Genomic DNA, 19,675 nt, shown 5'->3' with positions numbered 1-19,675 from the left:
GCGGAGAAGGACGTGGTTGTGGGGGATACGCGTCCCGGCTGCTGTTTCGCGGCAAAGCCGCGAAAAGCGCACCACTTTGGGGTGAGTGGGAGACGTGGTTGTTGCGACAACTGGTCCCCGCCACAAATTACCCTCGGCATACTTGCGCGAATACTCGCTCGTGCTACACTTGCAATTGCTGTTTCAGGGCGGGGTGAAATTCCCCACTGGCGGTAAATCGGGCGGTGTCAAAGGGGCGCCGTGGCGCAGGCGAGATGCCTGCGACCGAGCCGATGAGTCCGCGACCCGTGTGTGTTGGTTTGCATGCCGGCTGAACTGGTGAGATCCCAGTACCAACGGTTAGAGTCCGGATGAAAGAGGCAGGTGATCTTATGTCTGAACAGTCGCAGCATATCCATTTTGAGAACACGAATAGGTGGAGCACCAAACAGCTCGTTACCATGGCGCTGATGTGCGCCCTGGGCGCCCTGTTTATGTACGTGCAGCTGCCCATCCTTCCTTCGGCGCCGTTTTTGACCTATGACCCGTCGCTGGTGCCGGCGATGGTGTGTGGGTTTGCGTATGGCCCTGGTGCCGGCACAGCTGTTGCCGCCATAGCGATCGTTATCCATGCGCTTACCACGGGCGATTGGGTCGGTGCGCTTATGAACTTGGTTGCTACGCTGGGCTATATTCTCCCCGCGGCTATCGTCTACCAGAAGATGCATACCTACAAGGGTGCTGTGATCGGCCTCGTGCTCGGTGTTGTTGCCGCTACAGCGCTGTCTATGGTCGCAAACCTTACCATTGGCGTATGGTTCTGGTATGGCGCGGTCGATGTGATTGCCCCGCTCATGCTTCCTGCCGTGCTACCGTTCAACCTCATCAAGACCGTGCTTAACTCGGTGCTCACGCTTGCAGTGTACAAGGCGGTCTCCAATCTCATCACGCCTAAAAAGGACCAGGTCAAAGGCCGCGCATGATTGAGTGTCGGGGCGTTTCCTTTAGCTATGACGGTGCCGTGCCGGCGCTTGACGGTGTCGATCTGAACATAGAGGACGGCGAGTTTTTCTGCATCCTCGGCGGAAACGGATCGGGCAAGTCGACGTTTGCCAAGCATTTGAACGCGCTACTGCAGCCCGATGCGGGAACGGTGTGCGTCAACGGCATGGACGCGTCCGATCCCGAGCTGGTCTACGACATTCGCTCGACCGCGGGCATGGTGTTTCAGAATCCCGACGACCAGCTCGTGGCGACGCTTGTCGAGGACGATGTTGCCTTTGGTCCCGAGAACTTAGGGGTGGAATCCGCCCAGATCGCACAGCGCGTGCGCGAGGCGCTGAAGGCCGTGGGCCTGGTGGGCTTTGAGCGCCACGAGACCCATGCACTTTCGGGTGGCCAAAAGCAGCGCGTGGCGCTTGCCGGCGTGCTCGCCATGGAACCGCGCGTGCTCATATTGGACGAGGCTTCTTCGATGCTCGATCCGCGTGGACACAAGGGCCTCATGAAGGCTTGCCACGCGTTGCACGATCGCGGCATGACCATCGTGATGATTACGCACTTTATGGAAGAGGCCTCCGAGGCCGATCGTGTCGCGGTATTTCGGGCGGGGCGCGTTGCCATGCTCGGTACGCCCGAGGAAATCTTGACGCGGGCGGACGAACTTGCGCAGCTCAATCTGGATATGCCAGCGTCGTGCTGCTTGGGCATGGAGCTTCGTGCGAAGGGCGTGCCCGTTCATGCGCAGGTGCGCGAGGTGGATATGGTCGCCGAGATTGCGCAGGCTTATGCCGAGCGAAGTGGGGCAGACATCGCGGGGCAGTCTTCCGCATCCCAGTTGGAAATCGCTGACGGCACTGTTCCGGTAGACAACGAGGGCAACACGTCGGAGCCCGTCATCGAGCTATCCCATGTTTCGTACAGTTATTCGCTCAGTCCGCGCGAGCGCCGCCGCTGGCATAAGCGCTCGGCCACTGCGGGCAAATCGAGCAAACAGGCTCTCTGGGGAAACGACCCCAGCAGCCCGTGGGCGCTGCGCGATGTATCGCTGACGGTGCGTCGCGGCGAGTTCCTGGGCTTGGCAGGTCATACCGGTTCGGGTAAGTCGACGCTGGTCCAGCATCTCAACGGTTTGATTCGCCCTCAGGAGGGATCCGTTCGCGCGCTGGGGCTCGATCTGTCAAACAAGAAAGACGCCGCCGCGGTTAAGGCCAAGGTCGGCGTGGTGTTTCAATATCCCGAGCGTCAGCTGTTTGCCGAAACCGTGGCGCAGGACGTGGCGTTTGGTCCGCACAACCTTGGCTTGTCGCAGGCCGAGGTTGCCCGCCGCGTTGAGACATCGCTCTCGCGCGTGGGCCTCGACCTTTCCACGGTCGGCGACAAGAGTCCCTTTGAGCTTTCGGGCGGCCAGCAGCGCCGCGTGGCGTTTGCCGGCGTGCTTGCCATGGAACCCGAGGTCCTGGTGCTCGATGAACCCATGGCGGGGCTCGATCCGGCTGCGCGCAGGGATTTCCTTGAGCTTATCGATCGACTTCACCGTGATGGCCTGACCGTTGTCATGGTTTCGCACAGCATGGATGACCTGGCCAATTGCTGCGACCGTATCGTCGTAATGAACGAAGGCGCGGTGTTTGCCGAGGGAACCCCCGAGCAGGTGTTTGCGCATGCCGATGAGCTCAAGTCGATCGGCTTGGGCGTACCTGCTGCTCAGCGCATGGCGTTGGCGCTCGCGGAAGCGGGCGTGCCGCTGCGTCGCGGCGGGCTCTATACGGTTGAGTCGTTGGCCGACGAGTTGGCAGATTTGCTGATCGGTCGCTCGGACGGTTCTTCTAACGTCTCGGACAAGGCCAAATCCGAAACGGTCACGCGAGAGGAGGGTTGCTGATGGAGGCGTTTTCGTTTGGCAGCTACTATCCCGGCGATAGTGCAATCCACCGCCTGGACCCGCGAACCAAGTTGCTCTTGGGCTTTGTGTTTCTGATCACGACGCTCACAGTCAGTGGCTTCCGCGGACTGGCCCCTGTCGCAATTTTCGTCGTGCTGATCTATGCCGTGCCCCGGGTGCCGTTGCGCCGGGTCCTATCATCGATGGCGCCGCTGCTGGCGATCGTCGTCGTGGTCGCGGTGCTCAACTTGTTTACCGATCAGAGTGGGCGCATCCTGTGGCAGCTCGGCTTTCTGCAGATAAGCGAGGGCTCGCTGCGTTCTGCCGCCTTTATGGCGTGCCGCCTGACTCTGATGATGGCCGGCATGAGCGCCATTACGCTCACCACGCCCACGCTCGACCTCACCGCGGGCTTTGAGCGTCTGCTCGCACCGTTCGCGCGTGTGGGGCTTCCGGCACACGAGCTTGGCATGATTATGGGCATCGCGCTGCGGTTTATGCCGCAATTTGCCACCGAAATGAAACAGACGGCCGATGCGCAGGCCAGCCGCGGCGCGCGCGTGACGGGCGGTCCGCTCGGCGGTGTGCGCATGCTCGGCAGTGTGGCGATTCCGCTGTTCACCGGCGTGTTCCGTCATGCCGAGACGTTGTCTGCCGCCATGGATGCCCGTTGCTATCATGGCGAGCAGGGCCGCACACGTCTGCATGCGCTTGCATTTGGCCGCGGCGATGCGTTGGCGGCGGTGGTGACGGCGTTGCTGCTCATCTGCGTCATCGTCATCAATCTTCAACTTGTTTAGGCGCGATTTGAGCGCAAGAAAGGGGTCCCTATGACCGACAACGACCGCACGGCTCAGCTTGAGCGCGCCTGTTTGTATCTCAGGCGCATTCCGGCGTGGTATCTGGCCACGACCGATGCGAGCGACGGACATCAGCCCCGCGTGAGGCCGTTTTCGTTTGCCATGGTCGATGACGGCAAACTGTGGTTTTGCACGTCGCGCGACAAGGATGTGTGGGCGGAGCTGAGTGCGAATCCCAAGTTCGAGCTCTCGGGCTGGAAGCCGGGGGAATGTTGGATCGTATTGACCGGCGAGGCCGCACTTGAGGACGACGCAGTTGCGAGCGACAAGGTGCGTCAAACGGGTTTTAAGCACATGGTGGGCATCGGCGAGGAACACGAGAGTGCCAACGACGGCCGCCTTGCTTTCTTTTCGGTCCGCAACATTGCCGCGCGCTTCTGCGATATCGACGGCAGCGAAGAGCGCCTGGAGCTCTAGCTCACACAAACCAGGCTCCCAAACTAGCTAGTACAGGAGGAAACGTGGACGGATTGAATACGGTTTTGGAGTATCTGACGTCGGTACCGGCATGGTATTTGGCGACGAGCGTTGACGGACAGCCTCATGTGCGTCCGTTTTCGTTTGCGCAGATTCAGGATGGCAAGCTGTGGTTTGTAACAGCGCGCACCAAAGATGTGTGGCAAGAGCTGCTGCAAAACCAGCGCTTTGAGGCCACGAGTTGGTGGCCGGGCCATGGCTGGCTCATCTTGCGCGGGCGTGCCGGCTTGGATGACCGGGCTTTAGACGAAATGCGCGAAGCCGGGTGGAAGCATCTAGAGCACCTGGGCGAGCACTATGAGGGGCCTAACGACCCCGCGCTTGTCTTCTTTAGCGTCGAGGATTCCGAGGCATTTATCTGCAATCACGACGAATGGGTGCCGGTCGAGCTCTAGCCAGCTGGCTCATCCTAACAACTTGGTTTTCGCATGGGCGGGCCCCGTATTGCCCGGCGCCGTTAGGAGCGCCGGTCAATACGGGGCCCGCTCCATTTGTCAATTCCTTCAAGCGAATGTGTCGGGAATGTTTCAATGCATGAATATGCAAGCCATTTATGTGTTCATGCATCTTTTGGTGCTAAAGTTTCAACCCACCTCATAACGACTGCTGAGAAATGCGCATCGGTGCATAAATCGCAGACAAGGAGTCTGATATGTCTTTGAAGGTTGGAATCGTCGGCGCGGCGGGATACGCCGGAGCCGAGCTTATTCGCCTCATTCTCGGCCATCCCGAGTTTGAGCTTGTTGCCATTACGTCCAACGCCGATGCTGGCCAGCCGCTGTCCGCGGTGTACCCGAGCTTTGCTGGCATAAGCGATCTGGTTTTTACCACGCATGACGCCCCCGAGCTCAAGAGCTGCGATGCGGTCTTTCTTGCCGTGCCGCACACTGCCGCCATGGCACAGGTGCCTGCGCTGCTCGCCGCGGGTGTCTCCTGCTTTGACCTTTCGGCCGATTATCGCCTGAGCGACCCGGTCACCTTTGAGGCCTGGTATGCCGCCGAGCACACGAGCCCCGAGCTGCTCAAGACCCGTGCCTTTGGTCTGCCCGAGCTGTTCTGCCAGGACCTGGAGGCCGCCGCATCCGACCATGCCGATGGCAAACCCGTGCTGGTCGCCTGCGCCGGTTGCTATCCCACCGCAACGAGCCTTGCCGCCGCGCCCGCCGTGCGCGCCGGCTGGGTTGCCCAGAGTGGCCCCGTGATCGTTGACGCTATCAGCGGTGTGACGGGTGCCGGTAAGTCCTGTAACGCCCGTACGCATTTTTGCAGCGCGGACGAAAACCTGGAGGCCTATGGCGTGGGCAAGCACCGTCACACGCCCGAAATTGAGCAGATCTTGGGCCTAACCGATCGCGTCGTCTTTACCCCGCACCTGGCACCGCTCAAGCGCGGTCTACTCTCTACGGTAACGATGCCGCTTACGCCACAGGCTATCGATACCTTGACCCTTGAGGACGTTGTCGACCATTACAAGCAGTTCTACGCCGGTCGCACCTTCGTGCGTGTATTCGATGCCGGTCAGCAGCCCAAGACGGCTTCGGTCGTCGGCACCAACGCCGCCCAGATCGGCCTCGCGCTCAACAAGCGCGCGGGCGTGCTGGTGGCGACGGGCGCCATCGACAATCTGTGTAAGGGTGCAGCAGGCCAGGCGGTCCAGTGCGCCAATATCGTCTTTGGTTTTGACGAGCGACGAGGCTTGCCCACAGTGGCGTGCCCGGTGTAGCACATTCGATTGTTAACGATTTGGTAGTCGGGCATCGAGTGGGGCGCCACTCTTAAGCTGGTTTCATGATCACGACTGGCATGGCGCACCAACCGATGTCCGTTTTTTGTTTGACATAAGGAGTCATAAAGACGATGAATACCGAGCTGTTTGATATCAAGATTCGCGCTATCGAGGGTGGCGTTACGGCTGCGGCTGGTTTTAAAGCCGCAGGCATCCACGCTGGGTTCCGCAAGAATCCCGAGCGCCTGGATTACGCCCTCGTCGTGCCCGATAAACCCTGTCCCGGTGCCGGCGTGTTTACCACCAATCGCTTTTGCGCGGCGCCCGTGCAGGTGAGCCGTGCCAACCTGGGCGGTGCCGACAAGGGCTACGGCATCATCGCCGGCGTTTCGGTCAACTCTGGCAATGCCAACGCCGCCACGGGTGAGACCGGCCTTGCATGCGCGCGCGAGACGTGCAGCATCGCATCGCAGGTCATCGGCTGCGAGCCCCAGCAGATTCTAGTTGCCTCAACGGGTGTGATTGGCCAGATTCTGCCGATCGACACGTTTGAGACCGCCATTCCTGCTGCCTACGAGGCGCTCTCCGCCCACGGTGGCGCCGATGCCGCTCGCGCCATCATGACGACCGACACGCACTCTAAGGAGTACGCCGTGTCCTACGTCAGTGAGGCTGCGGGTCATGAGGACAATGTCTATACGGTAGGAGGAATGTGCAAGGGCTCGGGCATGATCATGCCCAACATGGCCACCATGATCGCGGTCATCACTACCGATGCTCCCGTTGAGCCGGCGGCACTTCATGCCCTGCTGCTCTCGACCGTCAAACAGACCTTTAACAAGGTAACGGTCGATTCCGACACCTCGACCAACGACACCTGCATCATGCTTGCCTCCGGCGCCGCCGCAGATGCCGAGCCTATCGACGAGGGCTCCGATGCCTTTGACGAGTTGGCATTTGCCGTGCACGAGGTGTGCGAGAGCCTGGCGCGCAACATCGCCGCCGACGGCGAGGGCGCATCCAAGCTCGTGACGGTCAACGTTACCGGCGCCGTGAACGACGAGGAGGCCGATATCGCCGCCCGTGCCGTTGCCAACTCGCCCCTCGTTAAGACTTGCATCGCCGGCCACGATTGCAACTGGGGCCGCGTTGCCATGGCGCTCGGCAAGTGCGGCGTGCGGTTTGACCAGGAAGACGTTTCAATCGACATGATGGGTATGCCCGTTTGCCGCGATGGCCTGACTGTTCCCTTTGACGAGGACGAGGCCTTGCGACGTTTCGAGGCGCCCGAGATCGTGATTTCGGCCGACCTGGGCGCAGGCGACGCGGCAACGACCGTGTGGACCTGCGACCTCACGCATGAGTACATCTCCATCAACGGCGACTACCGTTCCTAGATTCCGGGCACGCTGCGCATCTTGCCGCGATTGCGGACAGCGGAGCACGGCGCGATAACGATACGAAAGACGAGGCAGACTATGAAGTTCGCACGCGATTGTCGCTCGAGCGAATCCAACGAAGTTACCGCGCAGCTGCTGTTCGAGGCGCTGCCGTGGATTAAGAATCTGACCGGTAAGACGGTCGTTATCAAGTACGGTGGCGCCGCCATGGTCGACGAGCAGCTGCGTCGTGACGTGATGAGCGACATCGTCCTGCTCAAGATCATCGGCATGCGCCCTGTTATCGTGCACGGTGGCGGCAAGGCCATCAACGAGGCGCTCAGCCACTATGACATCCCCGTCGAGTTTAAGAACGGCCAGCGTGTGACCACGCCTGCCACCATGGATATCGTGCGCGAGGTGCTGGGCGGTAAGGTCAACCAGGAGCTGGTCGCGGCGCTCAACCACCATGGCAACCTGGCCGTGGGCGTGTCGGGCAGCGACGCCGGTACCCTTATCGCCGAGCCACTCGACCCAGAGCTCGGCCGCGTAGGCAAGGTCACGCACGTCAACACCGACTATATCGAGCGTTTGCTCGACAGCGAGTACATTCCCGTTATCGCCACGGTCGCGGCGGGGGAGGACGGTGGCTTCTTCAACGTCAACGCCGATACCGCCGCTGGTGCCGTTGCGGCAGCGCTCCACGCGCACAAGGCGATTTTCTTGACCGACGTCGACGGCCTGTACAAGGACTTTAGCGACAAGGATTCACTTATCTCCAACCTGACGCTCGACGAGGTCAATGAGATGCTCTACGGCGGCGAGGTCGATAAGGGCATGATCCCCAAGCTTCGTGCGGCTGTCGACGCGCTTACCGCTGGCGTGTTCCGAGCCCACATCATCAACGGTACGACGCCGCATTCGCTGCTGCTGGAGCTGCTGACCGATGCCGGCGTCGGCACCGTGATTCATTCCACCGAGACGGCTTACGAGTTCGATACGCATCCGCATCCGCTTTCGACGTTTGCTGCGCGTCTGACCGAGAACCTCGACGAGGTCGAGAAGCTTCAGACGGTCTAGCTGACCCGCAGTTGTCGCGTCCCTGCATCCATAGCCCTGCGCCGTACGGCGCCCAACGAAAGGCATCCCATGTCACTTGCAACTCAACAATCGCTCGAATCCCATTACGTTATGCATACCTTTGGTCGCTCGCCGGTCGAGTTTGTCGAAGGTCACGGTATGAAGCTCACCGGTGACGATGGTCGTGAGTACCTCGACTTTCTTGCCGGCATCGGCGTGTGCAGCCTGGGTCATGGCGACTCGGCTGTGCTCTCGGCGCTCGAGGCACAGACCAAAAAGCTTCTGCATGTGTCTAACTACTTCTACATCGAGCAGCGTGGCCAGGTCGCGGCGCTGCTGTCCAAGCTTGCTAACGACGACGTAGATGGTGCGCGCGTGCTTGCCGATGCCATTGCCGCCGGCGATGAGACCACAGCAGCTGCTCTTGGTGCCCCGGCTGCGGACGAGCAGGTGTGGGAGACCTTCTTTGCCAACTCCGGCGCCGAGGCCAACGAGGGCTCGATGAAGCTTGCGCGCCTGTACGCCAAGCGTGCCGGTAACGGCGGCAACACTATCGTGTGCATGCGCGGCGGCTTCCACGGCCGTACGCTCGAGACCATTGCCGCCACCATGCAGGATTGGCTGCAGGATAGTTTCCGCCCGCTGCCGGGTGGCTTTGTGGCCTGCACGCCCAACGATGTCGATGAACTGCGTGCAATCTTTGAGCAGCTGGGGAGCGAAATTTGTGCCGTGATGCTCGAGCCGATCCAGGGTGAGAGTGGCGTGCACCCCATGACCGAGGAGTTTATGGCGGCGGCGCGCGACCTAGCACACGAAGTGGGCGCCGTGCTTATCGCCGACGAGGTCCAGTGCGGTCTGTTCCGCTCCGGCAAACCGTTCGCTTACCAGACCTATGGCGTGGAGCCCGACATCATGAGTCTTGCCAAGGGCATCGCCGACGGCGTTCCTATGGGCGCCGTGGTGGCAAAGAAAGAGATCGCCGACGTGTTTAAGCCCGGCGATCACGGTTCGACCTTTGGCGGTAGCTGCTTGGCCATCGCGGCGTGCGCCGCGACGCTCTCCGCGCTCGTGCGCGGCGATTATGCCGACCATGCTGCCAAGGTAGGCGCCTATATGGAGGCAAAGCTCGCCAAGTTACCGCACGTTACCGAGGTGCGCGGTCGCGGCTTGATGCTCGGCTGCGACTTGGATGACGCAGCAGGCGATGCGCATGATATTGTTGCCCGCGCGTTGGCCGCCGGTGCCGTGATTAACGCTACGGGTGCCCATACGCTGCGTTTCCTGCCGCCGCTCGTCTGCGAGGAAGCCGACGTGGATGGTCTGATCGAGATTCTGTCGGGTGTCTTGGGCTAACGCGGCGCAATAACTCAATTTGGACCGGGTTCCGGACTGCGGGTGTGCCATATGCGGCACGATTCAACGGTCTGGAGCCCGTTTTGCCTTAGATTTGCTAAGGCAGGGAGACCTGCTGGTCAAAAAACATCAAATATGAGTACTGTTACCGATTTGGTAGCAGCAATTTTGGACTAATAAGGCCAGATAGCAAGTCGAAATGGCGATGAATGCACGATTTTGATCCAATTGTTAGTCCCTATAATGGACATATGTTGCATAACTTAAGCAAAAACTATCTTTTTATATGTTGCAAACAAAGTAGCAGTACTCATATTTGCCGTTTTTTGACCACAGCCTTTGTGACAGACGTGCTGGCGGGTTCGAATCCCATGCGCTGGGCCCAAAAAAGAAAGGCTCCCATTGCTGGGAGCCTATCAAATCAGTGGTGGGTGATGAGGGATGTCGCGTGCGGCTTCGCCGCCCGCTTCCGCTTCGGGCCTGCGGCCCTCGCGTGCTGCGCTGGAAAACGCTTACGCGTTTCCTCAGCTCCGCACCCTTGCGGGTTCGAATCCCTCTGCGATGGGCCTGAAAAAGGAAAGGCCCCCATAGCTGGGAGCCTATCAAATCGGTGGTGGGCGATGAGGGATTCGAACCCCCAGCCTTGTGCGTGTAAAGCACCTGCGCTAACCGTTGCGCCAATCGCCCGTGCGGAGAGAGTATAGCAAAACAATCGCCTCATTCACCTCATATCCATTAAAGGTAACTGGCGCGTGTCACAGCGGAGCTGATTCAGTTGAGATTGCCTGAACATTCCGCCCCTCTTTACGCCCTCGGGTATACTCAAAAGCTACTGATTCGATTTGATGCCCAGCAACAGCAGAGGGGATAGTATATGTGCGGTTTTGTCGGTTTTGTCGGTGGGACGGATAGCCAATCCGGGGTGCTCACCAAGATGATGGACCGCATCGTCCATCGCGGTCCCGACATGGGCGGTCAGTTTATCGACGGCCGCGTTGCCCTCGGCTTCCGCCGCCTGTCGATCCTCGACCTGACCGAGGCTGGCGCCCAACCCATGGCCAACGAGGACGGTAGCGTCGTTATCGTCTTTAACGGCGAGATCTACAACTTCCAAGAACTCCGTTCCGAGCTCGAGGCCAAGGGCTACAAGTTCCACTGCGGCGCCGACACCGAGAGCCTCCTGCACGGCTACGAGGAGTGGGGCGAGGCCGTCCTCGATCGCCTGCGCGGTATGTACGCCTTCGTCATCTGGGACAAAAAGAAGAACAAGCTTTTTGGCGCCCGCGACATCTTTGGCATCAAGCCGCTCTACTACTATCCCATGGCCGATGCGGGCGACGGCGCTCCGGGCGTGCTCTTTGGTTCCGAGATCAAGAGCTTCCTGGACTACCCGCACTTCCACAAGGCGGTCAACAAAAAGGCCCTGCGTCCGTACATGACGCTGCAGTATTCGGCAACCGAGGAGACCTTCTTCGAGGGTGTCTACAAGCTGCCGCCGGCGCACTACTTTACCGTAGACATCCCGACCGGCAAGATGAACATCGAGCGCTACTGGGATTGCGATTACTCTGCCGTCGAGAAGCCGTTCGAAGAGTATGTCGATGAGCTGGACGAAGTCGTGCACGAGAGCGTCGAGGCCCATCGCATCGCCGACGTCAAGGTCGCGTCGTTCCTCTCCGGTGGCGTCGACTCCAGCTACATCGCCGCTTGCCTCATGCCCGACAAGACCTTCTCGGTGGGCTTTGACTACAAGAACTTCAACGAGACCAACTACGCCAAGGAGCTTTCCGATAAGCTCGGCGTCGAAAACGTTCGCAAGATGATTACCGCCGACGAGTTCTTCGGTGCGCTCGAGGACATCCAGTATCACATGGACGAGCCGCAGTCCAACCTGTCTTCCGTGCCGCTGTGGTTCTTGGCCGAGATGGCCCGCAAGGACGTCACCGTCGTGCTTTCGGGCGAAGGCGCCGACGAGCTCTTTGGCGGCTACGCCTACTACGAGGACACGGTCCCGGTGCGCAAGTACAAAAAGATGGTGCCGCTGCCCATCCGTCGCGCGCTCGGTAACCTGGCGCTGCATATGCCGTACTTCAAGGGACATAACTTCCTGGTCAAGGGTGCCGAGATTCCCGAGAAGTCGTTCCTGGGACAGGCTCTGGTATGGCCGGAGCGCGAGGTCGACGGCGTGCTCAAGCCCGAGTACAACACCGGCGACGGCGCCTTTGAGCTTGCTGCACCCATCTACGCGCGCGTGAAGGGTCAGCCCGAGCTGGTCAAGAAGCAGTACCTGGACATGAACATGTGGCTCCCGGGCGACATTCTGCTCAAGGCCGACAAGATGTGCATGGCACACTCGCTGGAGCTGCGCGTGCCCTTCCTGGACCGCAAAGTCATGGAGTTCGCCGAGCACATTCCCGACCGCTACCGCATCAACGAGAACGGCAACAAACAGGTACTCCGCCACGCTGCCAACAAGTCGTTGCCCGATGAGTGGGCCACCCGTCCCAAGGTGGGCTTCCCGGTGCCGATTGTCTACTGGCTGCGTGAGCAAAAGTGGTACGACTATGTCAAGGAGTACTTCACCGCGCCGTGGGCAAGCGAGTTCTTCGATACCGACGAGCTCATGCACCTGCTCGATCTGCACTTTGCGGGCAAGGGCGATTTCCAGCGCAAGATCTATACGCCGCTCGTGTTCCTGGTGTGGTACAAGCGCTTCTTTATCGACGAGGACCAGCCCGCTGTTCAGGCTGCCTAGCCTCGGCTTACGAACGCCTGCGCGTAACGGCTCCTCCGGGAGCCGTTTTTGCGTGGGTGCGTTTCAGTTACTATAAAAACCGTCCCTGCCAAATGGCTGAGAAAGGTGAAAGATGCACCATTCGGATTCCGCGACCGTGACCACGGTCGATACGCTTGCCAAGCTTCTCGATGTGTGCGGCGAGCTGCGCGCATCGGAGCAGGTTGACGGGCGTGCCGTGACCGGCTGCTCGTTTGATTCGCGCGCGGTTTCGGCAGGTGACGTGTTCTTTTGCAAGGGCGCTGCCTTTAAGCCTGCGTTTTTGAGCATGGCGCTCGATTCGGGCGCCGTCGCATTTGTGTGCGAGGAGTCGCTGGTCGAGTCTCTGGAGCCGCTGGCGAAAGAGAACGGTGCTGCGATGCTGGTTGTTGATAGCGTACGCACGGCGATGGCGCTGTTGCCGCCCGAGGTCTACGACCGTCCCGACCACGACGTTAAGATCGTGGGCATCACCGGTACCAAGGGAAAGACCACGGCCGCTTTTATGCTCCAGTCCATCATCAAGGCGGCGGGCGAGTCCTGCGGCATGATCGGCTCGGTGAACACCGACGATGGTATCGAGTGCTACGAGAGCACCAACACCACGCCCGAGGCCCCCGAGGTCTGGCGCCATATCGCCAACTGTCGCGCGTCTGGTCGCCAGTCCATGGTCATGGAGGTATCGAGCCAGGCGCTCAAGTACCAACGCGTCGAGAATCTACCGTTTGACGTGGCGTGCTTCCTCAACATTGGTCGCGACCACATCTCGCCAATTGAACACCCCACGTTTGAGGATTATTTTGAGAGCAAACTCAGGATCTTTGACCAGGCAAAGACCGCCGTGGTGAATCTGGGCACCGAAGAGGTTGACCGTGTGCTGGAGGCAGCGTCGACGGCCGAGCACTTGGTGACCGTTGGCGTCGAGCATCCCGAGGCAAGCCTGTGGGCGAGCGACGTGCGCATGGTCGGCTTTAGCATCGAGTTCAACTTGCATGGCCTGTGTGCCGGTGAGTCCGAGGCGGGGGAGAAGGTCCTGCTGGGCATCGCGGGCGACTTTAACGTGGAGAACGCGCTGGTCGCTATCGCCGCCGCGCGCGAGATTGGCATCGGTATCGATGCCATCAAGAAGGGCCTCTCCAAACTGCGTGTGCCGGGCCGCATGGAGGTCGTGGAGTCGAAGGACGGCCGCGTGATTTGTGTCGTTGACTACGCGCACAACCAGCTTTCGTTCCGCTCGCTTTTCTCGTCGGTGAAGCGCGCGTTTCCCGTCAGCCCGGTCATCGCAGTGTTTGGTGCTGCCGGCGGCAAGGCGCAGGAGCGCCGCGAGCAGCTTCCGCGCGAGGCCGCACCATATTCCGACCTGATGATCTTTGCCAACGAGGACCCGGCTCACGAGGACCCGATGAAAATCTGTCGCGAGCTTGCCGAACATGTTCCCGACGATACGCCGAACAAGATTATCCTCGATCGCGAAGCCGCTGTGCATGCGGCGTTCAAGGCGGCGCGCGAGGAGTACGTCAACCCCGATGCTCCCACCATTGTTTTGCTGCTGGCAAAGGGTGACGAGGAGCTCATGCACGTGGGCGACGAGTTCGTGCCCATCGAGAGCGACCTTTCACTGGCCAATCGCCTGATCGATGTTGCCCAGTTTGACTAATGAACCATGATGGCGGCGGCGCCCTGAGTGCGCTGTCGCCATAAGCGTGTTCCCCCGATCAAAACATGCCGTCCAAGTCCAAACCCTTCTACGTAATGGAGTGACCATGTCCCACAACACCCTGCCGACCGTTGCCGAGCTTTCGGGCGAGATGCGCGAGCGCTTGGCCAAGGTTAAGTACGTCTTTACCGACCTGGACGCCACCATGCTCGCGCCCGGCTCGTGCGTGCTGCGCGACAACGACGGCAACCCCTCGACCAAACTCGTCGAGGCCGTCGTGGCGCTCGCTCGCGCTGGTATTCAGGTGGTTCCCACCTCGGGCCGCAACCGTACCATGATCCACGAGGACGCGCGCGTGCTCGGCCTCAACTCCTACATTGGTGAGATGGGCGGCCTGGTCATGTACGACCTCAAAGCCAACGATTGGGAGTATCTGACCGGCGACATGCCTTACGACCCCGCCTGCGGCCTTACTCCGCACCAGGTGATCGAGCAGACCGGCGTGTGCGAGAAGATCCTTGCTCGCTGGCCGCACAAGATCGAGTACCACAACGACATGTCGACCGGCTACAAATACCGTGAGGTCACCGTCGGCATGCGTGGCGACATTCCCGATGATGAGGCCCAGGCCATTCTCGACGAGGCCGGCTGCGGTCTGGTCTGGGCCTGCAATGGCCACCTGACGCATCTGTCCAAGCCGACGACGCTCGAGCTCGATCGCGTCGAGGACGGTCGCGCCTTTAACATCAACCCGGCGGGTCTCGACAAGGGCGTGGCGGTCGCGCGCTTCTGCGAGCACCTAGGGATCGAGCGCGAGGAGACGCTCGCGCTCGGCGATTCCGAGTCCGATTTCTACATGGCCGACCACGTGGGCACGTTCTGCCTGGTCGAGAACGGTCTGACCAGCGCCGGCGCGCCCGAGTTCCTGGACGCCTGCGACAACGCCTTTGTCACCCGCGGCAAGATTGTCGACGGCTGGGTGGCAACGGCTGAGCTGCTTGTTGCGGCCCGTTCATAGCGCGACGCATCACGCGTGGCCGCATTTTTCGAGAGAGAATCTGGTGAGGTAATGTCCGATATCGAGAATCTGGCCGGGGACACGCGCCCCATCGGCGTGTTCGACTCGGGCCTGGGCGGCCTGACGGTCGCACGGGCAATTGCCACGGCGCTTCCGCACGAGTCTGTTTACTACTTTGGCGATACTAAGCGCTGCCCTTACGGCACTCGCACCGAGGATGAGGTGCGCTCGTTTGCGCTGCAGGCGGGGCGCTGGCTTTCGAGGCACGACGTCAAGATTATGGTCATCGCCTGCAACACGGCAACGGCTGCGGCGTTGCGTCTGGCCCAGCAGGTGCTCGACGTTCCTGTGATCGGCGTGATCGCGCCGGGCGCGCGTGCGGCTATCAACAGCACCCGCACGCGCCGCGTGGGCGTGCTCGCCACTAACCTCACCATCCGCTCGGGTGCCTACACGCGCGCCATCCAAGACCTGGATGCCGGCGTGGACGTGTACGGCTGCCCTGCCTCGAGCTTTGTCGAGGTCGTTGAGCACGAGCTCGCCTCGGGCGCGCATCTGCAGGAGCAGTGGCTCGAGAACGAGGACATCTTCGATACGCCTGCCGTGCGTGCGCTGGTGGGCGCCACGGTTGAGCCGCTGCGCGACCACGGTATCGATACCGTGGTGCTCGGCTGCACGCATTTTCCGCTGTTGGTGGGACCTATCCGCCATGCGCTGGGGCCTGGGGTGCGCGTCGTGAGTTCCGCCGAGGAGACCACGCGCGAGCTGACCGATATCCTCACGCGCCGCGAGCAGCTGGCGGGCGACGCCGCCGAGCCGCAGCATCGTTTTGCCACGACGGCCGATAACATTGCTGAGTTTGCGGTGGCGGGCAGCTTTATCTTTGGACAGCCGCTCAAGAGCATAGAACATATCGATATCGATGAGCTGAAATAGATGTAAGGCCACCGACCAAAGGCTCACTTTCACCTTTTGCCGAAAGGATATTTCTATGGAGTACATGCAGGTCAACCGCGCCAACGGCCGCGCCGCCGATGAGCTGCGCCCCGTTAAGCTCACCCGTGGCGTCATGAAGCACGCCCACGGCTCGTGTTTGGCCGAGTTCGGTGACACGCGCGTGCTGTGCGCCGCCACTATCGAGGAGGGCGTGCCGGGCTGGCGAAAGGGAGCTAAGGCCGGCTGGGTGACCGCGGAATACGCCATGCTGCCGGCGTCGACCGGCAAGCGCTGCAAGCGCGAGCACGCCAACCGCAAGGGCCGCTCCATGGAGATCGAGCGCCTCATTGGCCGCAGCCTGCGTACCGTCGTCAACATGAAGGCGCTCGGCGAGTACACCGTCACCGTCGACTGCGATGTGATTCAGGCCGATGGCGGCACGCGTACAGCGAGCATCACCGGCGCCTGGGTGGCGCTGCACGACGCCCTCGCCATGTGGGTCGAGGCGGGCAAGATCGAGCGCATCCCGCTTATCGGCCAGGTGGCTGCCATCTCCATGGGCGTTGTCGACGGCAATACGCTGCTTGACCTCGATTATTCCGAGGACAGCCATGCCGAGGTCGACATGAACCTCGTCGCCACCGACACCGGTGAGATGATCGAGCTCCAGGGCACCGGCGAGCAGGCGCCCTTCGACCGCAAACGCCTCAACGCCCTGCTCGACCTGGGCGACAAGGGTATCGCCGAGCTCATCGAGCTCCAGCGCCAAGCCCTCGCCTAACCTGCCAAAAAGGGACAGGTTTATTTTGGTAGGTTTTATCCGCGGAGACGTCTAGACACAAGACTGCCGTTGATTGAGAGGGGAGAGGCTAAGGTCCTCGCCGTCCTCAACACGGCATTGCTATAGAGACAAGGAGACCACTCATGGCACTTGAGAAGATCGACATCGACACCCTCGACCCGGCGGCGACCATCGTCGTGGCAACCGGAAACGCTCATAAGCTCACCGAGATCGAGGCCATTTTGGGCAAGGTCATGCCCGAGGTGCGCTTTGTGGCGCTCGGCCAGCTGGGCGATTTTGAGGACCCCGAGGAAAACGGCATGACGTTTTTGGAGAACGCCATCATCAAGGCGCAGGCTGCCGTCGAAGAGACGGGGCTCATGGCCATTGCCGACGATTCGGGCCTGGTCGTTGACGCGCTGGACGGTGAGCCCGGTGTGTATAGCGCGCGCTACGCGGGCGTTCACGGCGACGATGCCGCCAACAATGCCAAGCTGCTCGTTAACCTGGAAGGCGTGGCGGACGAGGACCGCACCGCGCGCTTTATGAGCGTCGTTGCGCTTATCGACACGGACGGTTTGGTCACCTATGGTGAGGGCGCCTGCGAGGGCGTTATCGCACACGAGGGCCGCGGCGATCACGGCTTTGGCTACGACCCGCTGTTCCTGCCGGTCGACACGCCGGGCAAGACCATGGCTGAGCTAACGGCGGACGAGAAGAACACCATCAGTCATCGTTTCCACGCGCTTGAGCATCTGTCCGCCAAACTGACGGGCGAGGAGTAGGCTGTGCGTGCGGTGGTTCAGCGCGTGCTCAACGCCGGCGTGACGGTCGACGGCGAGTGCGTGGGCAAAATTGGGCGCGGCTATCTGGTGCTGCTGGGCGTGGGCCACGGCGACACGCGCGCCGAGGCCGATAAGCTGTGGGGCAAGCTCCGGGGCTTGCGCATTAACGAGGACGAGAACGGCAAGACCAACCTGGCACTTGCCGATGTCGACGGCGAGGTGCTCGTGGTGTCGCAGTTCACGCTGTTCGCCGATTGCCGTCACGGCCGCCGCCCATCGTTTACCGATGCAGGCGCCCCCGATGTCGCCAACGAGCTTTACGAGTACTTTTTGACGCTCGTTGCCCAAGATGTCGAGCACGTGGCACATGGCATCTTTGGCGCCGACATGAAGGTCGACCTGGTCAACGATGGCCCGTTCACCATCGTCCTGGACACGGACAACCTTTAGGTTACTCGGTTTTACCAAACCGCGTAACAACTGGTCATGCGAGGTTGTCGTCTGGTACGTATTTGGGACGGGGCTTATTTAGCTACTTGCGTGTGGTGGCAGCAGGGTGCTATAGTATTAGAGTTTTGTCTATCTTAGGGGTATTATCCCCTTTTTGAATTGCACCTTCTGGAGGCCCTGTTCATGGAAGAGATGGAAGTCAATCACGTCGACGACATCCACGAGAAGCTGACCGATATGGTGGGCGATCGCGTCAAGGTTAAGGCCAACATGGGCCGTACCCGCGTCGTCGAGCGCATGGGCACCATCAAGAGCGTCCACCCCGCCGTCTTTATCGTCGAGGTTGACGAGCGTCGCGGCCGCAAGTCGCGTCAGTCCTACCAGTACATCGATGTCCTCACCGGCCAGGTCGAGCTGTTCGACCCCGAGAGCGGCGAGCATATCTTTACCCCGCTCGGCAATCAGCTCGAGGAGCACTAACAGTGACCGATTGGTCCCTGACTCTTACCGCGCCGGCAAAGATTAACCTCTACCTGGGGGTTCATATCGAGCGTGACGACCGTGGCTACCACAAGGTCGATTCCCTGATGGCAGCCGTCGGCCTAGCCGATACCGTGACGGTCGCTCCGGCACAGGAGCTGACCGTCCAGACGGTTCCGGCATCAGATTTTCCCATGCAAAAGAATACGGCGTATCGGGCTGCGGTTGCCATGGCCGAGCATTATGGTCGCGAGGCCAACGTGTGCGTGACGATCGAGAAGCATATTCCGTTGTGCGCCGGTCTGGGCGGTCCTTCGACGGATGCCGCCGCGGTCATTATCGCTTTGGCGGAACTCTGGGGCATCGACCGCACCGATCCTGCGCTGGACGATATCGCCCGCAGCATTGGCGCCGATGTGCCGTTCTTTTTGCATACGAGCCCTGCATTTTACGTGGGCGGGGGAGACGTTCTGGCGACCGAGTACCCCGCATTGCCCGCAACGCCTGTCGTGCTGGTTAAGCCGCGCGAGGCGAGCGTTTCAACGGTTGAAGCGTATCGACGCTTTGACGAGACCCCAGTGCCTGCGGAGAAGCCCGGTGCGATCGCATCGGCGCTTCGCTCGGGAGACGCCGAGACTGCCTACGCGCTCGTCCACAACAACCTGGGCGTCATTTCCGCGCAGATGGAGCCGCAGATCCAAGTGGTCCTCGACTGGCTGCGCACACAGGACGGTACCGTTGCCGTGGACGTGTGCGGGTCGGGCGCCTGCTCGTTTGCCATTTGCGACACCGCCGTCACGGCAGCAAATCTGGCGGCACTCGCTCAGCAAAATGGCTGGTGGGCCTGCGCAACGGAGCTCATTTCCAACACGGTTCAGATCGACGCGCCAAAGAAATAAAAAATTTTCTAGCACGTGGCGGAAATCTTTGTTACTATAGTCGAGCTAACGGGTTGTGGCTCAGTTTGGTAGAGCACTGCGTTCGGGACGCAGGGGTCGCTGGTTCAAATCCAGTCAACCCGACCACAGATCATAAGAGCGAACTTGCAGTCTACCTG

18 protein-coding genes, 2 tRNA genes and 1 riboswitch are annotated in these 19,675 nt (G+C 60.8%); of the genes, 19 read left to right on the top strand and 1 reads right to left on the bottom strand.

Annotated elements, in window-relative coordinates:
- Nucleotides 1–175 precede the first annotated feature (175 nt).
- Nucleotides 176–366, top strand: a riboswitch (FMN riboswitch).
- A gap of 5 nt (nucleotides 367–371) precedes the next feature.
- The 9 genes from DWZ22_RS00100 (at nucleotide 372) to DWZ22_RS00060 (ending at nucleotide 9,738) form a co-directional block, all read left to right on the top strand.
- Entirely contained in the window at nucleotides 372–962 is a 591-nt protein-coding gene (locus DWZ22_RS00100; RefSeq protein ID WP_118405142.1) for an ECF transporter S component, read from the top strand.
- On the top strand, nucleotides 959–2,863 hold the full coding sequence (locus DWZ22_RS00095; RefSeq protein ID WP_118405141.1) for an energy-coupling factor transporter ATPase: 1,905 nt from the start codon (nucleotides 959–961) through the stop codon (nucleotides 2,861–2,863). Before DWZ22_RS00100 ends, DWZ22_RS00095 begins: the two co-directional genes overlap by 4 nt.
- The gene (locus DWZ22_RS00090; RefSeq protein ID WP_118345168.1) at nucleotides 2,863–3,663 is read left to right on the top strand and encodes an energy-coupling factor transporter transmembrane protein EcfT; all 801 of its coding nucleotides are present in this window, start codon (nucleotides 2,863–2,865) and stop codon (nucleotides 3,661–3,663) included. Before DWZ22_RS00095 ends, DWZ22_RS00090 begins: the two co-directional genes overlap by 1 nt.
- Nucleotides 3,664–3,693: 30 nt before the next feature.
- A complete protein-coding gene (locus DWZ22_RS00085) occupies nucleotides 3,694–4,140 on the top strand; it encodes a pyridoxamine 5'-phosphate oxidase family protein (protein ID WP_118405140.1) in 447 nt (148 codons plus the stop codon).
- Between the two features lie 44 nt (nucleotides 4,141–4,184).
- Nucleotides 4,185–4,595 (top strand): pyridoxamine 5'-phosphate oxidase family protein, encoded by a 411-nt coding sequence (locus tag DWZ22_RS00080; RefSeq protein WP_118272930.1) that lies wholly within the window; start codon nucleotides 4,185–4,187, stop codon nucleotides 4,593–4,595.
- A 257-nt stretch (nucleotides 4,596–4,852) separates the two neighbouring features.
- Entirely contained in the window at nucleotides 4,853–5,923 is a 1,071-nt protein-coding gene (gene argC, locus DWZ22_RS00075; RefSeq protein ID WP_118405139.1) for an N-acetyl-gamma-glutamyl-phosphate reductase, read from the top strand.
- 134 nt (nucleotides 5,924–6,057) lie between these two features.
- Nucleotides 6,058–7,323 carry a bifunctional glutamate N-acetyltransferase/amino-acid acetyltransferase ArgJ gene (gene argJ, locus DWZ22_RS00070; protein WP_199407166.1) on the top strand — a complete coding sequence of 422 codons (1,266 nt, stop codon included), beginning with the start codon at nucleotides 6,058–6,060 and terminating at the stop codon, nucleotides 7,321–7,323.
- A gap of 81 nt (nucleotides 7,324–7,404) precedes the next feature.
- Entirely contained in the window at nucleotides 7,405–8,385 is a 981-nt protein-coding gene (gene argB, locus DWZ22_RS00065) for an acetylglutamate kinase (protein WP_117743814.1), read from the top strand.
- A 69-nt stretch (nucleotides 8,386–8,454) separates the two neighbouring features.
- Entirely contained in the window at nucleotides 8,455–9,738 is a 1,284-nt protein-coding gene (locus tag DWZ22_RS00060) for an aminotransferase class III-fold pyridoxal phosphate-dependent enzyme (protein WP_118405138.1), read from the top strand.
- Between the two features lie 611 nt (nucleotides 9,739–10,349).
- On the opposite strand, the gene DWZ22_RS00055 is transcribed toward DWZ22_RS00060, so the two are convergent.
- Nucleotides 10,350–10,425 (bottom strand) — tRNA-Val (locus tag DWZ22_RS00055).
- Between the two features lie 187 nt (nucleotides 10,426–10,612).
- Here DWZ22_RS00055 and asnB point away from each other — a divergent pair.
- From asnB to DWZ22_RS00005, 10 genes are all read left to right on the top strand, one after another.
- Nucleotides 10,613–12,493 carry an asparagine synthase (glutamine-hydrolyzing) gene (gene asnB / locus DWZ22_RS00050; protein ID WP_118098982.1) on the top strand — a complete coding sequence of 627 codons (1,881 nt, stop codon included), beginning with the start codon at nucleotides 10,613–10,615 and terminating at the stop codon, nucleotides 12,491–12,493.
- Between the two features lie 112 nt (nucleotides 12,494–12,605).
- Nucleotides 12,606–14,168 (top strand): Mur ligase family protein, encoded by a 1,563-nt coding sequence (locus DWZ22_RS00045; protein WP_118405137.1) that lies wholly within the window; start codon nucleotides 12,606–12,608, stop codon nucleotides 14,166–14,168.
- 106 nt (nucleotides 14,169–14,274) lie between these two features.
- The gene (locus tag DWZ22_RS00040; protein ID WP_117763501.1) at nucleotides 14,275–15,186 is read left to right on the top strand and encodes an HAD family hydrolase; all 912 of its coding nucleotides are present in this window, start codon (nucleotides 14,275–14,277) and stop codon (nucleotides 15,184–15,186) included.
- 51 nt (nucleotides 15,187–15,237) lie between these two features.
- Nucleotides 15,238–16,122, top strand: coding sequence for a glutamate racemase (gene murI, locus DWZ22_RS00035; RefSeq protein WP_118098980.1), 885 nt, complete (start codon nucleotides 15,238–15,240; stop codon nucleotides 16,120–16,122).
- 55 nt (nucleotides 16,123–16,177) lie between these two features.
- Complete coding sequence (gene rph, locus DWZ22_RS00030; RefSeq protein ID WP_118405136.1) at nucleotides 16,178–16,903, top strand: ribonuclease PH; 726 nt, start codon at nucleotides 16,178–16,180, stop codon at nucleotides 16,901–16,903.
- 143 nt (nucleotides 16,904–17,046) lie between these two features.
- Nucleotides 17,047–17,688: an RdgB/HAM1 family non-canonical purine NTP pyrophosphatase gene (rdgB, locus tag DWZ22_RS00025; RefSeq protein WP_117798533.1), complete on the top strand. Its 642-nt coding sequence runs from the start codon at nucleotides 17,047–17,049 to the stop codon at nucleotides 17,686–17,688.
- A gap of 3 nt (nucleotides 17,689–17,691) precedes the next feature.
- The gene (gene dtd, locus DWZ22_RS00020) at nucleotides 17,692–18,138 is read left to right on the top strand and encodes a D-aminoacyl-tRNA deacylase (protein WP_117734288.1); all 447 of its coding nucleotides are present in this window, start codon (nucleotides 17,692–17,694) and stop codon (nucleotides 18,136–18,138) included.
- A 183-nt stretch (nucleotides 18,139–18,321) separates the two neighbouring features.
- Complete coding sequence (locus DWZ22_RS00015) at nucleotides 18,322–18,618, top strand: Veg family protein (RefSeq protein WP_006234957.1); 297 nt, start codon at nucleotides 18,322–18,324, stop codon at nucleotides 18,616–18,618.
- 2 nt (nucleotides 18,619–18,620) lie between these two features.
- Entirely contained in the window at nucleotides 18,621–19,517 is an 897-nt protein-coding gene (gene ispE / locus DWZ22_RS00010; RefSeq protein ID WP_118405135.1) for a 4-(cytidine 5'-diphospho)-2-C-methyl-D-erythritol kinase, read from the top strand.
- A gap of 49 nt (nucleotides 19,518–19,566) precedes the next feature.
- A tRNA-Pro gene (locus DWZ22_RS00005) sits at nucleotides 19,567–19,643 on the top strand.
- The last annotated feature ends 32 nt before the right edge of the window (nucleotides 19,644–19,675 follow it).

This window comes from Collinsella sp. AF31-11 (genome assembly GCF_003475605.1).
Taxonomy (GTDB): Bacteria; Actinomycetota; Coriobacteriia; order Coriobacteriales; family Coriobacteriaceae; genus Collinsella.
Note: the sequence above shows the minus strand (reverse complement) of the source record. Positions and strands in the feature narration are given on the sequence as shown.